At 70.4% G+C, this 15,112-nt stretch carries 14 protein-coding genes and 1 tRNA gene; 7 read left to right on the top strand and 8 right to left on the bottom strand.

From position 1 onward, the window contains the following. The first annotated feature begins 208 nt into the window (after window positions 1-208). From BGM09_RS02675 to BGM09_RS02665, 3 genes are all read left to right on the top strand, one after another. The gene (locus BGM09_RS02675) at window positions 209-730 is read left to right on the top strand and encodes a GNAT family N-acetyltransferase (protein ID WP_188279727.1); all 522 of its coding nucleotides are present in this window, start codon (window positions 209-211) and stop codon (window positions 728-730) included. 120 nt (window positions 731-850) lie between these two features. Continuing rightward, window positions 851-1,636, top strand: a complete 786-nt coding sequence (locus BGM09_RS02670; RefSeq protein WP_188279726.1) for a dioxygenase — start codon at window positions 851-853, stop codon at window positions 1,634-1,636. Window positions 1,637-1,655: 19 nt separating this feature from the next. Then, window positions 1,656-2,282 (top strand): hypothetical protein, encoded by a 627-nt coding sequence (locus BGM09_RS02665; RefSeq protein WP_188279725.1) that lies wholly within the window; start codon window positions 1,656-1,658, stop codon window positions 2,280-2,282. A gap of 125 nt (window positions 2,283-2,407) precedes the next feature. On the opposite strand, the gene BGM09_RS02660 is transcribed toward BGM09_RS02665, so the two are convergent. After that, window positions 2,408-3,916, bottom strand: coding sequence for an MFS transporter (locus tag BGM09_RS02660; protein ID WP_188279724.1), 1,509 nt, complete (start codon window positions 3,914-3,916; stop codon window positions 2,408-2,410). Between the two features lie 193 nt (window positions 3,917-4,109). Beyond that, window positions 4,110-4,793, bottom strand: a complete 684-nt coding sequence (locus BGM09_RS37375) for a TetR/AcrR family transcriptional regulator (protein ID WP_411158244.1) — start codon at window positions 4,791-4,793, stop codon at window positions 4,110-4,112. A 277-nt stretch (window positions 4,794-5,070) separates the two neighbouring features. Between BGM09_RS37375 and BGM09_RS02650 the strand changes: the two genes are divergently transcribed. After that, window positions 5,071-5,556, top strand: coding sequence for a MarR family winged helix-turn-helix transcriptional regulator (locus tag BGM09_RS02650; protein ID WP_188279723.1), 486 nt, complete (start codon window positions 5,071-5,073; stop codon window positions 5,554-5,556). A 61-nt stretch (window positions 5,557-5,617) separates the two neighbouring features. Here BGM09_RS02650 and BGM09_RS02645 read toward each other — a convergent pair whose 3' ends face one another. From BGM09_RS02645 to BGM09_RS02635, 3 genes are all read right to left on the bottom strand, one after another. Then, the gene (locus BGM09_RS02645; protein ID WP_188279722.1) at window positions 5,618-6,415 is read right to left on the bottom strand and encodes an ABC transporter ATP-binding protein; all 798 of its coding nucleotides are present in this window, start codon (window positions 6,413-6,415) and stop codon (window positions 5,618-5,620) included. A 78-nt stretch (window positions 6,416-6,493) separates the two neighbouring features. Beyond that, entirely contained in the window at window positions 6,494-8,080 is a 1,587-nt protein-coding gene (locus tag BGM09_RS02640) for a DHA2 family efflux MFS transporter permease subunit (protein ID WP_188279721.1), read from the bottom strand. Between the two features lie 44 nt (window positions 8,081-8,124). After that, window positions 8,125-8,472, bottom strand: a complete 348-nt coding sequence (locus tag BGM09_RS02635) for a hypothetical protein (protein ID WP_188279720.1) — start codon at window positions 8,470-8,472, stop codon at window positions 8,125-8,127. 301 nt (window positions 8,473-8,773) lie between these two features. On the opposite strand from BGM09_RS02635, the gene BGM09_RS02630 reads away from it, so the two are divergent. Beyond that, window positions 8,774-10,111 (top strand): hypothetical protein, encoded by a 1,338-nt coding sequence (locus BGM09_RS02630; protein WP_223186197.1) that lies wholly within the window; start codon window positions 8,774-8,776, stop codon window positions 10,109-10,111. Between the two features lie 60 nt (window positions 10,112-10,171). On the opposite strand, the gene BGM09_RS02625 is transcribed toward BGM09_RS02630, so the two are convergent. Beyond that, a complete protein-coding gene (locus tag BGM09_RS02625; RefSeq protein ID WP_188279719.1) occupies window positions 10,172-10,912 on the bottom strand; it encodes an FMN reductase in 741 nt (246 codons plus the stop codon). Further along, complete coding sequence (locus tag BGM09_RS02620; protein ID WP_188279718.1) at window positions 10,909-12,018, bottom strand: LLM class flavin-dependent oxidoreductase; 1,110 nt, start codon at window positions 12,016-12,018, stop codon at window positions 10,909-10,911. The genes BGM09_RS02625 and BGM09_RS02620 overlap by 4 nt, the downstream gene beginning before the upstream one ends. A 235-nt stretch (window positions 12,019-12,253) precedes the next feature. On the opposite strand from BGM09_RS02620, the gene BGM09_RS02615 reads away from it, so the two are divergent. Next, complete coding sequence (locus BGM09_RS02615; RefSeq protein WP_188279717.1) at window positions 12,254-12,952, top strand: type 1 glutamine amidotransferase domain-containing protein; 699 nt, start codon at window positions 12,254-12,256, stop codon at window positions 12,950-12,952. Window positions 12,953-13,026: 74 nt separating this feature from the next. After that, window positions 13,027-13,099: transfer RNA gene (locus BGM09_RS02610), tRNA-Arg, on the top strand. A gap of 135 nt (window positions 13,100-13,234) precedes the next feature. Here the strand turns inward: BGM09_RS02610 and BGM09_RS02605 are convergent. Next, the gene (locus BGM09_RS02605; protein WP_188279716.1) at window positions 13,235-15,091 is read right to left on the bottom strand and encodes an FG-GAP repeat domain-containing protein; all 1,857 of its coding nucleotides are present in this window, start codon (window positions 15,089-15,091) and stop codon (window positions 13,235-13,237) included. Window positions 15,092-15,112 lie beyond the last annotated feature (21 nt).

Genomic DNA, 15,112 nt, shown 5'->3' with positions numbered 1-15,112 from the left:
GCGTGCTCCCTTACGAAGGTGCGGTCGGGTCTCGGTCGGACCGGGCGGTCGGGCCGCTTGCCGGATGGTTCCGTCAGGTGCGGCTCTTGCCTTGCGGTTGCCCCGTCCTGATCGGGATAACGATTGGAATCCGGACACAATTCCCATCTCGTGACCTGAATTTTGTGATCATGCAGTACCCTGTCTCGCCACACAGGGAGGCCAAAGGGTGCCGGAACGTCCAGAAGTCCAGGTCAGACCAGGTAGCGAGGGCGATCTGGCCGCTCTTACCGACATCTACAACCACTACATTCGTGAAACGTCGATCACGTTCGACGTAGTTCCCTTCACGGTCGAACAACGTCGTCCGTGGTTGCTCTCCCACCCGAAAGACGGCCCGCACCGGCTCTTGGTTGCTCACTTTCCCGGCCCGTCGGGACGAATCCTGGGTTATGCGACCAGCAGCCCCTTCCGACCGAAGGCCGCGTACGCGACGTCGGTGGAGACGACGATCTATCTCGCGCACGACGCGGGCGGGCGCGGCATCGGCACGCTGCTCTATACGGGGCTCTTCGAGGCGCTGGCGGAGGAGAACCTGCATCGCGCGTACGCGGGCGTCACGCTGCCGAATGCGGCGTCGCTACGCCTGCATGAGCGTTTCGGCTTCCGGCCGGTCGGGGTGCACGAGGAGGTCGGCCACAAATTCGGCGACTACCACGATGTGGCGTGGTTCGAGAAGCGCCTGGGCTGACGCCGTTCTCGCATGCTGATACGTGCGGACAGTGCGGACACGCACGGCTTATTTGAAGATTCAAGGATATGGAGTTACGGTAGTGCTCCCGTACGCTTGAAACTTCAAGGAGGGTGCGCGATGACCACGGCAACCCCGGAGCGCATGCCCGCGCTCTACCTCTCGCACGGCGCCCCGCCGCTCGCCGACGACCCGGTGTGGCCCGGCGAGCTGGCGGCCTGGTCGGCCGGCCTGCCGCGCCCCAAGGCGATCCTGATGGTCTCGGCGCACTGGGAGGAGGCCCCGCTGGCGATCGGCGCGACCACCACCGTCCCCCTGGTGTACGACTTCTGGGGCTTCCCCGAGCACTACTACCAGGTGCGGTACACGGCGCCCGGCGCGCCCGCGCTCGCCGACTCCGTACGGAAACTGCTGCGCGGCGCAGGTAATCCCGTGCAGGACGTGCCTGACCGCGGTCTCGACCACGGCGCGTACGTACCGCTGGTGGAGATGTTCCCCGCCGCCGACATTCCGGTGCTCCAGGTGTCGATGCCGACGCTCGACCCGGAGAAGCTGCTGGACATCGGCCGCAAGTTGACGCCGCTGCGCGACGAGGGTGTGCTGATCGTGGGCAGCGGATTCTTCACGCACAATCTGGCGGCGTTGCGCAACGCGGGTCCGCAGCCGCCGAGCTGGTCGGCGGAGTTCGACGACTGGGGTCACCGGGCGCTGGACGCCCAGGACGTGGACGCGCTGCTGGACTTTGAACACACCTCGCCCGCCGGGCGGTTGGCGCACCCGCGGACCGAGCACTTCGCCCCGCTGTTCGTTACGCTCGGCGCCGCCGAGTCCGAGCTCGGCAGCCAGCGCAGCATCATCGACGGATTCTGGATGGGGCTCGCCAAGCGTTCCGTCCAGTTCGGCTGAACAGGGAGACCCCACGCTCATGCAGAAACGACGCATCGGGATCGGCGTGGCCGTAGTGGTCAGCGCGGTGACGCTGGCCGCCTGCGGCTCCGGATCCAGCTCCGCCAGCGGCAAGGGGGCGAGCGACACGGCGACGACCGCGGGCGGCGGTGACAGCAAGCCAGCGGCCAGTGCCGTCTCGTGGCCCGCGCCCGCCGACGCCTCCGCGCAGGTCAAGGCGGCGGGGCTGCCAATGCTCGGGCAGGAGGGGCAGGTGTTGCACATCCACAGTCACCTGGATGTGTTCGTGGACGGCAAGGCCGTCGTCGTGCCCGCCCTGATCGGCATCGACGAGGCGAAGCAGTCGATCAGCCCGCTGCACACGCACGACACCAGTGGCGTCGTGCACATCGAGTCGCCGGTGCAGGCCGACTTCACGCTCGGCGAGTTCATGACCGAGTGGAACGTGCCGCTCACGAAGGACACGGTCGGGTCGCTCAAGACCGGCGGCGGCAAGGAGCTGCACGTATACGTGAACGGCAAGGAGCAGACCGGCGACCCGGCGGCGATCAAGCTGGCCGCGCACGAGGAGATCGCACTCGTGTACGGCGCGCCTTCGGACAAGGTGACGGTGCCCAGCTCGTACAAGTGGCCCGAGGGGCTCTGACGGTCGCCGCGCAGGGCTGCGTATGGAATGACGAATGACCAACGGCAGGGCCCCGCCTCGTGCTTCACGAGGCGCGGCCCTGCCGTTTTCACGCGCTCACCCCATCGGGTGAGTGCCGTGCCGGGTCAGTGTGCGATGACCGGGATCGGCATGTCCTCGATCGAGTCGCCTTCGGCGACCCTCTCTCCGGTGTTCTGGACACCCGCGTCGACCAGGACGAAGGCCAGGACGGCGGAGAGCGCCAGGATGGCGGTGGCCCAGTAGATGGCGACCGAGTAGCCGTGGACGGCGGCCTGGTTGACGAACAACTGGTTCTTCAGGTCGGCCGGGCTCTTGGCGTGCGAGCCGATCCACGTGGTGGTGGCGCTGGCCGCGAGGGTGTTCAGCAGCGCGGTGCCGATGGAGCCGCCGACCTGCTGCGAGGTGTTGACCATGGCGGACGCGACGCCCGCGTCCTCGGGACGCACACCGTGCGCGGAAAGGCTCATGGCGGGCATGAACGCCGTACCCATGCCGAGGCCCATCAGGACCAGGCCGGGCAGCAGGATTTCGGCGTAGTTGGAGTCGACCTTGATCTGGGCGAGGATGCCCATGCCGACGGCGGCGACGAGGAAGCCGGGCGCCATCAGGAAGCGCGGCCGGACCCGCAGCATCAGCCGGGTGCCGATCTGCGTGGAGCCGATGATCATACCGCCGACCATGGGCAGGAACGCGAAGCCCGACTTGAGCGCCGAGTAGCCCATGACCTGCTGGAGGTAGTAGGTCAGGAACAGGAACAGGCCGAACATGCCGATGATGGCGAGACCCAGCGACAGGTAGACGCCGCCCCGGTTCCGCTCGGTGATGACGCGCAGCGGCAGCAGCGGGGCCTTGACGCGGCCTTCGACAGCCACGAACGAGGCGAGCAGCACCACGGAGGCGACGAACAGGCTGATGGTCACACCGGACGACCAGCCGTCGGACTCGGCGCGGCTGAAGCCGTAGACGAGCGCGACCAGACCGGTGCTGGCGAGGACCACGCCGGGGATGTCCAGGCGGTTGCGGTTGCGGCCTTCGGCGGGTTCGCGGATGAAGGCGATGGCGCCGAGGACGGCGGCAACGGCGAAGAAGATGTTGACGAACAGCGCCCAGCGCCAGTTCAGGTACTCGGTGAGGACACCGCCGAGGATGAGGCCGACGGCCGCGCCGGCGCCGGCGATGGCGCCGTAGATGCCGAACGCCTTGGCGCGCTCCTTGGCGTCGGTGAACATCACCGAGATCAGGGACAGCGCGGCGGGCGCGAGCAGGGCGCCGAAGACACCCTGGAGGGCGCGGGCGCCGAGCAGCATCGCCGTGTTGACGGCGGCGCCGCCGAGTGCGGAGGCCGCGGCGAAGCCGAGCAGACCGACGATGAAGGTGTTCCTGCGTCCCCACAGGTCCGCGATCCGGCCGCCGAATAGCAGCAGGCCACCGAAGGCGAGGGTGTAGGCCGTGACGACCCACTGGCGGTTGCCGTCCGAGATGCCGAGGTCGGCCTGGGCGGAGGGAAGTGCGATGTTCACCACGGTCGCGTCGAGCACGACCATGAGCTGAGCGATGGCGATGAATATCAGCGCTGTCCAGCGCTTCGGATCGGGCAAGCGTGTTTCAGGCATAACTGATCTCACTAATGGATGCGGAGTGACAGGACGTGGGGACGTGTGTCAGCGAGCTGGCGCCGGACGATGCGGATCGTGGTCCGGGATCCGGGGTCCGGTCGCGGTGTTCATCGGTCGAGCGGCCGTGAACTGCGCTTCGGTAAGTCGGTGAACTTCCCTACGTTATCGCCCGGTTCATGGGCGTTGCGAACTATTTGTTTCCGGCTTTGAGATCCTCCAGGGTGGCCGCCGTCCCGGCGAGTACCGATCCGGCGGGGGCACGCAGCCCGTCGAGGAAGAGCTGCAGGTGGCGGTGGACGAAGCGGTCGAAGCCCATGCAGCCGGTGCCCGGCAGCGGCCGGGTGAGCTGCGTCAGGGCGACCATCAGGTCACCGACGGCGATGTCGGTACGGAGCAGGCCCGCGCTCTGCGCGCGTTCCATGATGGCGTTGACCGACCGCTCCAGCCGTTCCATCTGCTGGGTGACGGCGGGGTCCTGGCGGTCGAAGGCGTCCGACAGCATCGGGCACAGCGCCCCGATCCGCTCTTCGGCCGCTTCGAAGACGAAGCGGCGCAGCGCGGCGAAGGCGTCGGGCTCCTGAGCGAGGGCGTCTTCGGCCCGCTCGGCGGTCGTGGCCATGACGGTGAGCGTGACCTGGCGGATCAGTTCGGCGCGGTCGGTGAAGTGCCGGTAGAGCGTGGCGTTCCCCACTCCCGCGCGGCGCGCCACGTCGTCGAGCGGCACGTCCGGGCCGAACTCCACGATGGCCTCGCGGGCGGCGGCGACGATGCGCTCGCGGTTGCGTGTGGCGTCCGCGCGCAGCCGCACGGCACGCGGCCTGGTGCTGCTGGTTGTTGCGGTGGCGCTGGTCGTACCAACAGTGTCGAGGCTCACGGCGGGCGGCTCCTTCCGATCGATCCAGCGGTCGTTCACGGGGTACGGGCCCCGCAGTTGAAACGGACAAGCACTCCCCGTTTCGCGGTCACCTGGTCTAAACGGGGAGCGCGTCCCCGGATATTTCCCGTCACGCTTGTGACCTACGTCACACCACCGGCAGGTTTGATGGAAGGCTTCACCAGAGAGGTGTCCGGTCGCGCGAGCCGGACGCGCCCGGTCGCGAACCGACGGCGTGACACGCTGTTTTATTGAAGCTTCAAGAAGTGCACGTACCATGAACGCCATGACATGGCTGACCGAAGACGAGCAGGCGACCTGGCGGGCGTACCTGCACGCCACGACGTTGCTGGAAGACCACCTCGACCGTCAGCTCCAGCGCGACGCGGGCATGCCGCACATGTACTACGCGTTGCTCAGCACGCTCTCCGAGACGCCCGGCCGCAGTATGCGCATGACAGAGCTCGCCGAGCGCGCCAAGATCACCCGCTCCCGGCTGTCGCACGCCGTCGCCCGCCTGGAGGGGAACGGCTGGCTGCGCCGCGAGGACTGCCCCTCCGACCGCCGCGGGCAGATCGCGGTCCTCACCGACGCCGGTTACGACGAGGTGGTGCGTACGGCGCCCGGTCACGTCGCCGCCGTCCGCTCCGCGATCTTCGACCGGCTCACCCCCGAGCAGACGGCGCAACTCGGGGAGATCTCCCGCGTCATCGCCGAGGGCCTGCACCAGCCGGACCGGGCGGACCTGCCCTGGCTGCGCTGAAACGGTCGGTCACCGACCCGCGGGAACGTCAACCTCGCGCCCGTGAAGTCACCCCATACGGTCAGCGCCGTCCGGAGCGGGCGAGCCACCGTCCCTCGTGCCTGCTGACCTCGATCGGCCGCCCGAAGCAGTGGGTCATCGACTCGGCCGTGAGCACCTGCCGCGCGGACCCCGAGGTCAGCACCCGTCCTTCCTTGAGCAGCAGTACGTGCCCGATCGCGGGCGACAGCTCCTCCAGGTGGTGGGTGACGGTGATGGTCGCCAGACCCGTACGGGTGAGCGCGAGGCGGTGCATGGCGTCGATCAGGTCCTCGCGGGAGGGCAGGTCGAGCGCGTTGAAGGGCTCGTCGAGGAGCATCAGCGCCGGGTCGGCCATCAGCGCCCGCGCCACCAGGACGCGGGCCCGCTGACCGCCGGAGCAGACCCCGTACGCCCGGTCCGCCAGATCCTTGATCTCCAGCTCCGCCAGCAGTTCGTGTGCGCGCTCGCGGACCTCGTCGTCGTACTTGCGCCACAGCGGCTGCACCGTGCCCGTGTGACCGGTCAGGACGACGGTGTGGGCGGTGGCGTCGAGCGGCACCTTCTGCGAGGACGACACCAGGCCGATGTGCGCGCGCAATTCGCGCATGTCGACACGGCCGAGACGGTGGCCGAGCACGTCGACCGTGCCGGAGGTGGGATGCATGAGGGCGCCGATGAGGCGCAGCATCGTCGTCTTGCCCGCGCCATTGGCGCCGAGCAGCGCCCAGTGCTCGCCGGACCGTACGGTCCAGTTGACGTCGTCGAGGATGACCTGGCCGGTGGTGAAGCGGCGGACGCTGACGGCGTCGAGAGCGGCCACGACGGTGTTGGCTGTCATGACGGCACGGTAGCTGTATCCGCCACCTTCCCGCCCCGGGATTCCACGATGTGAGCGGCTGTACGCGGGAGGGAGGCGTCACATATGTGCGGCGGGCGGGGCGTCGGGTTCGGCGTCACCAGGTGCGGGCGAATCGTCGGGCAGCGTGCTGGGCTGCGCCAGGGCGCGCGGCTTGCCGCGCCGGTAGAGGAAGGCCGTCACCACGGTGCCGACGGCGAAGAAGCCCGCCGCCCACCAATAGGCGGTCGAATAGCTGTGCAGCTGAGCCTGCGCGGCGACGGCGGGAGTGTTCTGCTTGCCGACCACGTAGCTAGCGGCGGCGCTGGTGGCGAGGGTGTTCAACAGCGAGGTGCCGACGGAGCCGCCGACCTGCTGCGAGGTGTTCACCATGGCGGACGCGACACCGGCGTCCCGCGCTTGTACGCCCGCGGTGGCGAGGTTCATCGCCGTGGCGAAGATCGAGCCGAGGCCGAGGCCGAGGATCAGCAGCGGCGGCAGTACGTGCGCGGGATAGGTGCTGTGCAGGTCGAGCGCGGTCATCCACGCCATGGCGATGCCGGCCAGGGCCATGCCGGTCGGCACGATCGGCTTGGCGCCGAAGCGCGGCACCAGCACATTGGTGGTGGTCACCGATGTCACCACCATCACGGCGATCATCGGAAGAAAGGCGAGTCCGGTGGAGACCGGCGAGTAGTGCAGGCTCTGCTGGAGGTAGTACGTCAGGAACAGGAAGACGCCGAACATCCCGCCGCCGGAGATGAACATCGCCAGGAACGACGCGCCCCGGTCCCGGTCGGTCACCACCCGAAGCGGCAGCAAGGGGTGCGCCGCACGGCGCTGCCAGGTGACGAAGGCGAGCAGCAGGACGACGCTCGCCACCAGGAAGCCCCAGGTCTGCGGCGAGCTCCAAGGGTGCTTCTCGGCGTTGGAGAAGCCGTAGACGATGCAGAACAGGCCGGCCGACACCAGGGCGGTGCCGGGGATGTCGAGCTTGGGACGGTCGGGCAGGGTGCCGCCTTGCAGCAGTCGTACGCCGCCGATGAACGCGATCGTGGCGAAGATCAGATTGACGTACAGGCACCAGCGCCAGTCGAGGTATTCGGTCAGCACACCGCCGAGCAGCAGACCTACGGCGCCGCCCGCGCCCGCGATGGCGCCGTAGATGCCGAACGCCTTGGCGCGCTCCTTGGGGATGGTGAAGGTCGTGGTGAGCAAGGAGAGGGCCGCGGGGGCGAGCAGGGCGCCGAACATGCCCTGGAGGGCGCGGGCGGTGACCAGCACGCCGAAGTTGGGGGCGGCGCCGCCGATCGCGGAGGCGAGCGCGAAGCCCGTCAGGCCGATCAGGAAGATTCTCTTGCGGCCGACCAGGTCGGCGAGACGGCCGCCGAGCAGCAGCAGCGAGCCGAAGGCGAGGGCGTACGCCGTCACGATCCACTGACGGTTGCCGTCGGTGAAGCCGAGGGCCGTCTGGGCGGAGGGCAGCGCGATGTTCACGATGGTGGCGTCGAGGACCACCATGAGCTGCGCCAGGCCGATCACGCCGAGCACCCACCAGCGGTGGGAGGGGGTGCCGACGACACTGCTGCGGCCCGGCTTCCCACGGGGCTGCGGGCCGCCGCCGAGGCCGGCGGCGGAAGCGGAGGTGTCCGGGCTGCTACGGGCCATGACGGAGATCTCCCTTGGCGCGACCACCCCCCGGCGATTCCACGCTAGGCGCAGCTCAGCGGCCTCGCCACGCGGGAAGCCGTCGCCCGGAAGGCGCAAGGGCCCCGGGAGAGTGCCGAGGAGCCGCCGCGGTCCGATCCCCGTACCGGAGCCGCGGCGGCTCCTCCGTCTTCGGTGTCGGTCGTCGCGTCCGCGGCGGTGGTCGCCCGCCGGGCCTCGGAGTCCACCGCGACCGCCATCGGACGACCGTCCCGGGTGGCGATGACGGTCACGGAGTGGTCGGCCGCTCCGCGGTCCGCGGTGGCGGCGTGGGCGGGCGTCGTCCGCACGGCCGGGACCCGCACGGCGGTGGCCGTGCCTGTCCTGTCCAGCAGCAGACGGGTGGTGATCACGCGGTACGCCCTTCACGAACCTGACCGCCGCGCGACCCGCGCTTCACCGGGTCTGCGGCACCGACACAACGATCAGTAACCGCCCATCCCATACGACTAACGCTGCGTCACCCGGATGGCGCGACCCGATGAGCGCGACCGCGTGCGCTGAGGTAGCGCCGCACACCGTCACACACCGCGCGAAAGGCGATTTAGCGACAACCCTGACGTACCAGCTCCGCGCGCGCACCCGCCCGGCAGCACGTTCCCTGAGAGGAACCGGCCCGGTCGGGCGGCAACCGCACAGGCAGGGGGTACGTGGATGGCGGCGACCGCCGACGGACCCGCCGCCGGGGACGGCGCGTCAGGGTCGGGGCCGTTGGGTGACGACGAGCGCGCGGAGTTGACGGCGCTGCGGGCGCGGTTGGCGGGGACGCGGTCGCGGCACCGGGTGCGGTCGTTCTTCTCCGCGCTGCTCATCACACTGGCCGCGGTGCTGGCGCCGCTCAGCGCGGTGGCGGTGTGGGCCGCCGACATTGTCGGCGACACCGACCGCTATGTGGCGACGATGGCGCCGCTCGCCGACAACCCGCAGGTGCGGGCGGCCGTCACCGATCAGGTGACGTCGGCCGTCATGGAGCGGATCGATCTCGACTCGCTGTTGTCGAGCGTGGCGCCCTCGGATCTGCCGGGGGTGAAGGCGGCGCTGGGCGGAATCAGCGGCCCGATCTCGTCGGGGGTGACGGATTTCGTGCACGGCACGGTGGCGACGTTCGTGTCGAGCAGTGCCTTCTCGACGATCTGGGAGGAGCTGAACCGGAAGGCGCATGCGACGGTCGTCGACGCGCTGACCGGCAGTAACGATTCGGCGGTGCAGGTCGAGCACAACACCGTGACGCTCGATCTCGCGCCGGTGGTGGCCGGGGTGAAGCAGCAGTTGGTGGACCGCGGGCTGAAGGTCGCCGGGCGGCTGCCCGACGTGCACACCGACTTCACGTTGCTGAAGTCGGACGAGATCGGGCGGGTGAAGACCGGTTTCCGGGCGCTGCAACTGGCCGGGGACTGGCTGCCGGTGATCACCGTCGTCATCGCGGGCGTCGGGGTGCTGCTGGCCGCCCGGCGTCGCCGCGCGTTGGTCGCCGCCGCGCTGGGCGTCGCGGCGGGGGTGGCCGTGCTCGGCATCGCGCTCGCCCTCTTCCGCACCTTCTACCTCGACCACCTCTCTCCCGATGTGCACCATGCGGCCGCCGCGGCGATCTACGACCAGGTGGTGCGTTTTCTGCGGGCGAGCGTTCGGATGGTGATCACACTGGGGGTGGTGGTGGCGCTGGGGGCGTGGCTGAGCGGTTCGGGGCAGTGGGCGGTACGGGTGCGGACGATGTGGGAGTCGGGGATCGCGGCGGTGCGGGAGGCGGCGGGGGTGCGGTCGACCGGGCCGGTGGGGCCGTGGGTGGGCCGTTTCCGCGTCTGGCTGCGGTGGGTCGTCGTCGCGGTCGCGTCGGTGGTCCTGGCGCTGTGGCCGTATCCGACCGGCATGGTGATCTTCTGGATCGTGGTGGTGGCGGTGGCGGGGCTCGCGGTCATCGAGTTCCTGGACGAGCGTCCGGCCGTTGATACGACCGACGGGGCTGAGCGCGGATCCGGGGCGTTGACGTCGTAGTTGACGCCGTCGTCGTATCCATCGCCCCGGGTCCGTCGCGCGGTCACCCTTGTGGCGCCGTCACCCTCGCACGCCGAGTGCCGCCAACTGCTCGGCGAACGGCACGACCTCGTCGTCGGCACCGGCATCCGTGCCGGCGTCCGTATCGGCGCCCGTATCGGCGTCCGCGGTCGCGCCCCCGGCCTGCGCCGGGCGGGACGGTCGGGAGTTCATCAGTGCGGCGAGTTCGGCTCCCGCGCGGTCGATGCGGGCGGCGAGGGTGCCGTCGATGGCGCTGCTGCTCCCATTGCCGCTGCCGCTGTCTGCCGTGCCCCAGTCCTCGGAGGCCGCGTATACGGCGGTCGGTACGACAATCGCGCGCAGGTAGGCGAACAGCGGGCGCATGGCGTGTTCGAGGACGAGGGAGTGGCGGGCGGTGCCGCCGGTGGCGGCGGCCAGTACCGGGGTGCCCGCCAGTGCATCTTTGTCGACAATGTCGAAGAACGACTTGAACAGGCCGCTGTAGGAACCGGTGAACACCGGGGTGACGGCGATCAGGCCGTCAGCGCCGGTCACCGAATCGATTGCGTCGCGCAGATGATGCGCCGGGAAGCCAGTGAGCATGTTGTGCGCGATGTCGTTGGCCAGGCCCCGCAGCTCGATGACCCGTACGTCCACGTCACTGTCCACGGCACCGTCGACGTCTACGTGGCGGCGTACCGCCTCCGTCAGCCGGTCGGCCAGCAGCCGGGTGGACGACGGCTGGCTGAGACCGGCGGTGACGACGGCGAGCTGGCGGCGCTCGATCGGGTGGTGCGTCATGCCCGGACCTCCAGGACGTCGTCGGTGGTGTCGGCGTCGCGGCGGGCGAGCAGCGAGGCGTGGGTGGGGGCGTCGGGCACCTCGGCCGGGCGGCCCTTGGCGAATTCGGCGCGCAGGACGGGGACGACCTCCTCGCCGAGCAGGTCGAGCTGTTCGAGGACGGTCTTGAGGGGCAGACCGGCGTGGTCCATGAGGAAGAGCTGGCGCTGGTAGTCGCCGACGGCGTCGCGGAAGGTCAGGGTGCGTTCGATGACCTGCTGCGGGGAGCCGACGGTCAGCGGTGTCTGCTCGGCGAAGTCCTCCAGCGACGGCCCGTGCCCGTAGACCGGGGCGTTGTCGAAATACGGCCGGAATTCCCGTACCGCGGCCTGGGAGTCGCGGCGCATGAACACCTGGCCGCCGAGGCCGACGACGGCCTGCTGCTCGGTGCCGTGCCCGTAGTGCGCGAAGCGGCGGCGGTAGAGGTCGACCATCTTCTTGGTGTGTTCCATGGGCCAGAAGATGTTGTTGTGGAAGAAGCCGTCGCCGTAGTACGCGGCCTGCTCGGCGATCTCCGGGCTGCGGATGGAGCCGTGCCAGACGAAGGGGGGCACGCCGTCCAGCGGGCGGGGCGTCGAGGTGAACGACTGGAGCGGCGTACGGAACTTGCCCGCCCAGTCGACGACGTCCTCGCGCCACAGCTTGTGCAACAGCGCGTAGTTCTCGACGGCGAGCGGGATGCCCTGCCGGATGTCCTTGCCGAACCACGGGTAGACCGGCCCGGTGTTGCCGCGGCCCATCATCAGGTCGACGCGGCCGTCCGCCAGGTGCTGGAGCATCGCGTAGTCCTCGGCGATCTTCACCGGGTCGTTCGTGGTGATCAGCGTGGTGGAGGTGGACAGCACGATGCGCTCGGTGCGGGCCGCGATGTAGCCGAGCATGGTGGTGGGCGAGGACGGCACGAAGGGCGGATTGTGGTGCTCGCCGGTCGCGAAGACGTCCAGGCCGACCTCCTCGGCCTTGCGCGCGATGGTCACCATCGCCTTGATCCGCTCGTGCTCGCTCGGCGTCCGTCCGTTGGTCGGGTCCGTCGTGACGTCGCCGACCGTGAAGATCCCGAACTGCATCACACCCACCGTCCTGTCCCACTCACCCTGTTTGGTTGAGCATTCAACATCCCGAACATTCCGGCCACCCTACCTATTCCCCCCTCCCCGCCGCACCCGGCCCCCCGCACCCGGGCCCCGCCGCACCCTGGCCCCCGCCACCCCCGGCGTAAGCCCCCGCCTCGGCGTACGTTGGGAACGGCCGCCCCCACCCAGCCCACCCGCCCCCAGCGACACGGAAGAGAGAACCACCTCCATGGCAAGGATCCTGTTCGTCCTGACCGGAGCCACCCACTGGACGCTCGCAGACGGCAGCGCGCACCCGACCGGCTTCTGGGCCGAGGAGGCCGTGGTCCCGTACCGGGTCTTCACCGAGGCGGGCCACGAGGTCGTCGCCGCGACGCCGGGCGGGGTCGTACCGACGGTGGACCGGGGGAGCCTCGCGCCCGAGTTCAACGGCGGTGAGGAGGGCGCGGCGGCGATGGAGGCCGAACTGGCCGGGATCGCCGCCTTCCAGCACCCCGTGGAGCTGGCGGACGTCTCGCTCGACGGCTACGACGCCGTCTTCTACCCCGGCGGCCACGGCCCGATGGAGGACCTGTCGGCCGACGCCGTGTCCGGCGCCCTGCTCAACGCGGCCCTCGCCTCGGGCAAGCCGCTCGGCATCGTCTGCCACGCGCCCGCCGCGCTGCTCGCCACCGCCACGGGGCCCGGCGGCGCCTCCCCCTTCGCCGGTTACCGGCTGACCGGCTTCACCAACGTCGAGGAGACCCAGGCGGGCTTCGCCGACAAGGCCCGCTGGCTCCTCCAGGACCGGCTCGTCCAGCTCGGCGCCGACTTCCAGGAAGGCGCGCCCTGGGCGCCGCACACCGTCACCGACCGCAATCTGCACACCGGCCAGAACCCCGCCTCCGCCGGTCCCCTGGCCGCCGAAATCCTCAAGGCCCTCGGCTGACGAACCGGCCTTCCGCCCCCGCCCCCGGGCCCCCGACCGGCCACCGCCGACCCGCTACACTGGCGCCTGTCCCCGCCCCAGTAGCTCAGGGGATAGAGCACAGCTCTCCTAAAGCTGGTGTCGCAGGTTCGAATCCTGCCTGGGGCACATCGGAAGTAGCAGGTCACAGCCATGAGAGGCCCTCCCGCTGGCGAGCGGGAGGGCCTTTTTGATCGCGGAAGGCTGCACGGAGGCTGCACGAAGTCCGCACGGAGGCTGCCCGCCGTAGGGGGATCCGGCCGGTCAGCTCATGTTGTCGTACGCGTTGCCCGTGTGGGCGTCGGAGATCGCGCGGGGGGCGAAGGGGCGGGCGGGGTCGCCGGTGCCGGAGTAGAGGAAGACGGTTTTGGTGGCGGCCTGGTAGGCGAAGAGGTCGGCCTTGCCGTCGTGGTCGACGTCGCCGGCGCCGATGAGCTGGGAGTACGTCTGCCAGCCTGAGCCGATCCGGGTGCGGCGTTCGAAGGTGCCGTCGGGCGTGCCGAGGTAGAGCCACAGGACGCCGTCCTTGTCGCGGGCGACGAGGTCGCCCGCGGGTCCGCCCGCGAGGTCGCCGACGGCGGTGAGCTGGTCGTAGCCGGTCCAGCCGGTGCCGACGCGCACGCGGGGCTCGAAGGGGCGCGCCGTGCTGCCGGTGCTGCGGTAGAGCCAGAGGATTCCGGTCGTGTCGACCGCGACGAGATCCGGGCGGCCGTCGCCGGTGAGGTCGCTGCCGCCGGTGAGACGGGTGTACGTCTGCCAGCCGCCGACGCGGACGCGCGGGGTGAGACCGCCGTCCTCGCGGCCCGAGTAGAGCCAGAGGACCCCGTCCTTGTCGCGGGCGACGAGTTCGGGAAGGTAGTCGGGGCTGTTCTTCCCCGCGATGTCGCCGACGGTCTCGAGCTTGTCGTAGATCTGCCAGCCGCCGCCGATCCGCGCCCGCCGGCGCCCGTCCGCTGCGCTGTCCCGCCACAGCCCGCCCGAGGCGTCGCGGCCCAGCAGGTCGGGGAGACCGTCGTTGTCGAAGTCGTGCAGGGCGGAGGTCGGGGTACCCGCGTGCGCGAGGAGCCGCGCGGCCGGCCGGCCGTTCGGGTCGAGGGCGACGCGGAAGACGCCCGCTCCCTGGGCGGAGTCGCTGCCCTGGACGATCCGCGCGGCGCCGTCGGGGACGGCGTACGAGGCGTCGGCGCGGTCGAGGAAGGCGACCTTCTGGCCGGTCCCGACGCGCAGGGCCGTCGTCCCGTACGTCACCCAGTCGCCGAGCAGTCCGACGGCCAGGTCCGTACCGGCTTTCACGCCCGGCACGGGGACCGTGGTGTCGGTGCCGGTGGTCCGGTCGCGGACGACCACCCGGAGCGTGTTCGCGGCGGTGTCGTCCTCGACCCAGGCGAGGCGGTTGCCGGAGATCACCGGATTCCGCGCCTGCCGCGGGTAGGGGAAGGTGAGGGCAGCGGTGGTCAGGTCGATGAGGCCGACGCGCCGTTCGCCCTCCCCGGTCCCGGTGGGGACCAGGCCGTGGGTCGCGTCGCCCGGCCGCACCCGCCCGTAGTCGGTCCCCTCGGGCAGGCCCCGCACGGCGCGGGTTGACCCGTCCGCGGTCTCGACCCACAGCTTCGTGGCGCCGCGGACGAACAGCGCCCGGCCCGCGACGCCCCCGTAGAGGCTGTCGATTCCGTCGCCGACCGGCCGCAGTGCGAAGGAGGTGCCGGTGGGCATGTCCAGCACGTTGCTCCCGAGCCTGTCGCTCGTGGTGACGACCGTGTCCCCCGAGATCTCGGCGATGCCGTTGACGGTGTCGAAGCGCAGGTCGCGGATCGGGCCGCCGCCGTACGGGGTCCAGCGGAGCTTGCCGTCGTCCGCGTCGTGCGGGATGTACGTCCAGAAGCCCTGGGTGCCCGCGGACGCCAGCGTGGCGCCGGGCGTCATCGGCAGCGGGAGCGGGCCGCTCACCCCGGACGGCACGGCGGGCGCCCGCGTCGCACCCACGGAGGCCGTGGCCGTGGCCGTGGCGGTCAGCGCACCCGCGCCAAGAGTGGCGGCGAGGACGGTGGCGGTCGCGGCGACGAGACGGCGGCGCCCGGTGCGGAGAGACAGCAGACAGACCAGGGAGACCAAGGAGACCAAGGAACGTTCCTCCTGTGCGAA

The sequence above is a fragment of the Streptomyces sp. CBMA29 genome (assembly GCF_014596445.1).
Classification (GTDB): domain Bacteria; phylum Actinomycetota; class Actinomycetes; order Streptomycetales; family Streptomycetaceae; genus Actinacidiphila.
This window is presented reverse-complemented; position numbering and strand designations above follow the sequence as displayed.

What these genes read in the sequence shown, in the direction of transcription:
- BGM09_RS02665 (WP_188279725.1), top strand. Translation starts at nt 1,656, where the DNA reads ATGCAGAAACGACGCATCGGGATCGGCGTGGCCGTAGTGGTCAGCGCG.
- BGM09_RS02615 (WP_188279717.1), top strand. Translation starts at nt 12,254, where the DNA reads ATGGCAAGGATCCTGTTCGTCCTGACCGGAGCCACCCACTGGACGCTC.
- BGM09_RS02660 (WP_188279724.1), bottom strand. Translation starts at nt 3,916, where the DNA reads ATGCCTGAAACACGCTTGCCCGATCCGAAGCGCTGGACAGCGCTGATA.
- BGM09_RS02625 (WP_188279719.1), bottom strand. Translation starts at nt 10,912, where the DNA reads ATGACGCACCACCCGATCGAGCGCCGCCAGCTCGCCGTCGTCACCGCC.
- BGM09_RS02670 (WP_188279726.1), top strand. Translation starts at nt 851, where the DNA reads ATGACCACGGCAACCCCGGAGCGCATGCCCGCGCTCTACCTCTCGCAC.
- BGM09_RS02645 (WP_188279722.1), bottom strand. Translation starts at nt 6,415, where the DNA reads ATGACAGCCAACACCGTCGTGGCCGCTCTCGACGCCGTCAGCGTCCGC.
- BGM09_RS02620 (WP_188279718.1), bottom strand. Translation starts at nt 12,018, where the DNA reads ATGCAGTTCGGGATCTTCACGGTCGGCGACGTCACGACGGACCCGACC.
- BGM09_RS02650 (WP_188279723.1), top strand. Translation starts at nt 5,071, where the DNA reads ATGAACGCCATGACATGGCTGACCGAAGACGAGCAGGCGACCTGGCGG.
- BGM09_RS02630 (WP_223186197.1), top strand. Translation starts at nt 8,774, where the DNA reads ATGGCGGCGACCGCCGACGGACCCGCCGCCGGGGACGGCGCGTCAGGG.
- BGM09_RS02640 (WP_188279721.1), bottom strand. Translation starts at nt 8,080, where the DNA reads ATGGCCCGTAGCAGCCCGGACACCTCCGCTTCCGCCGCCGGCCTCGGC.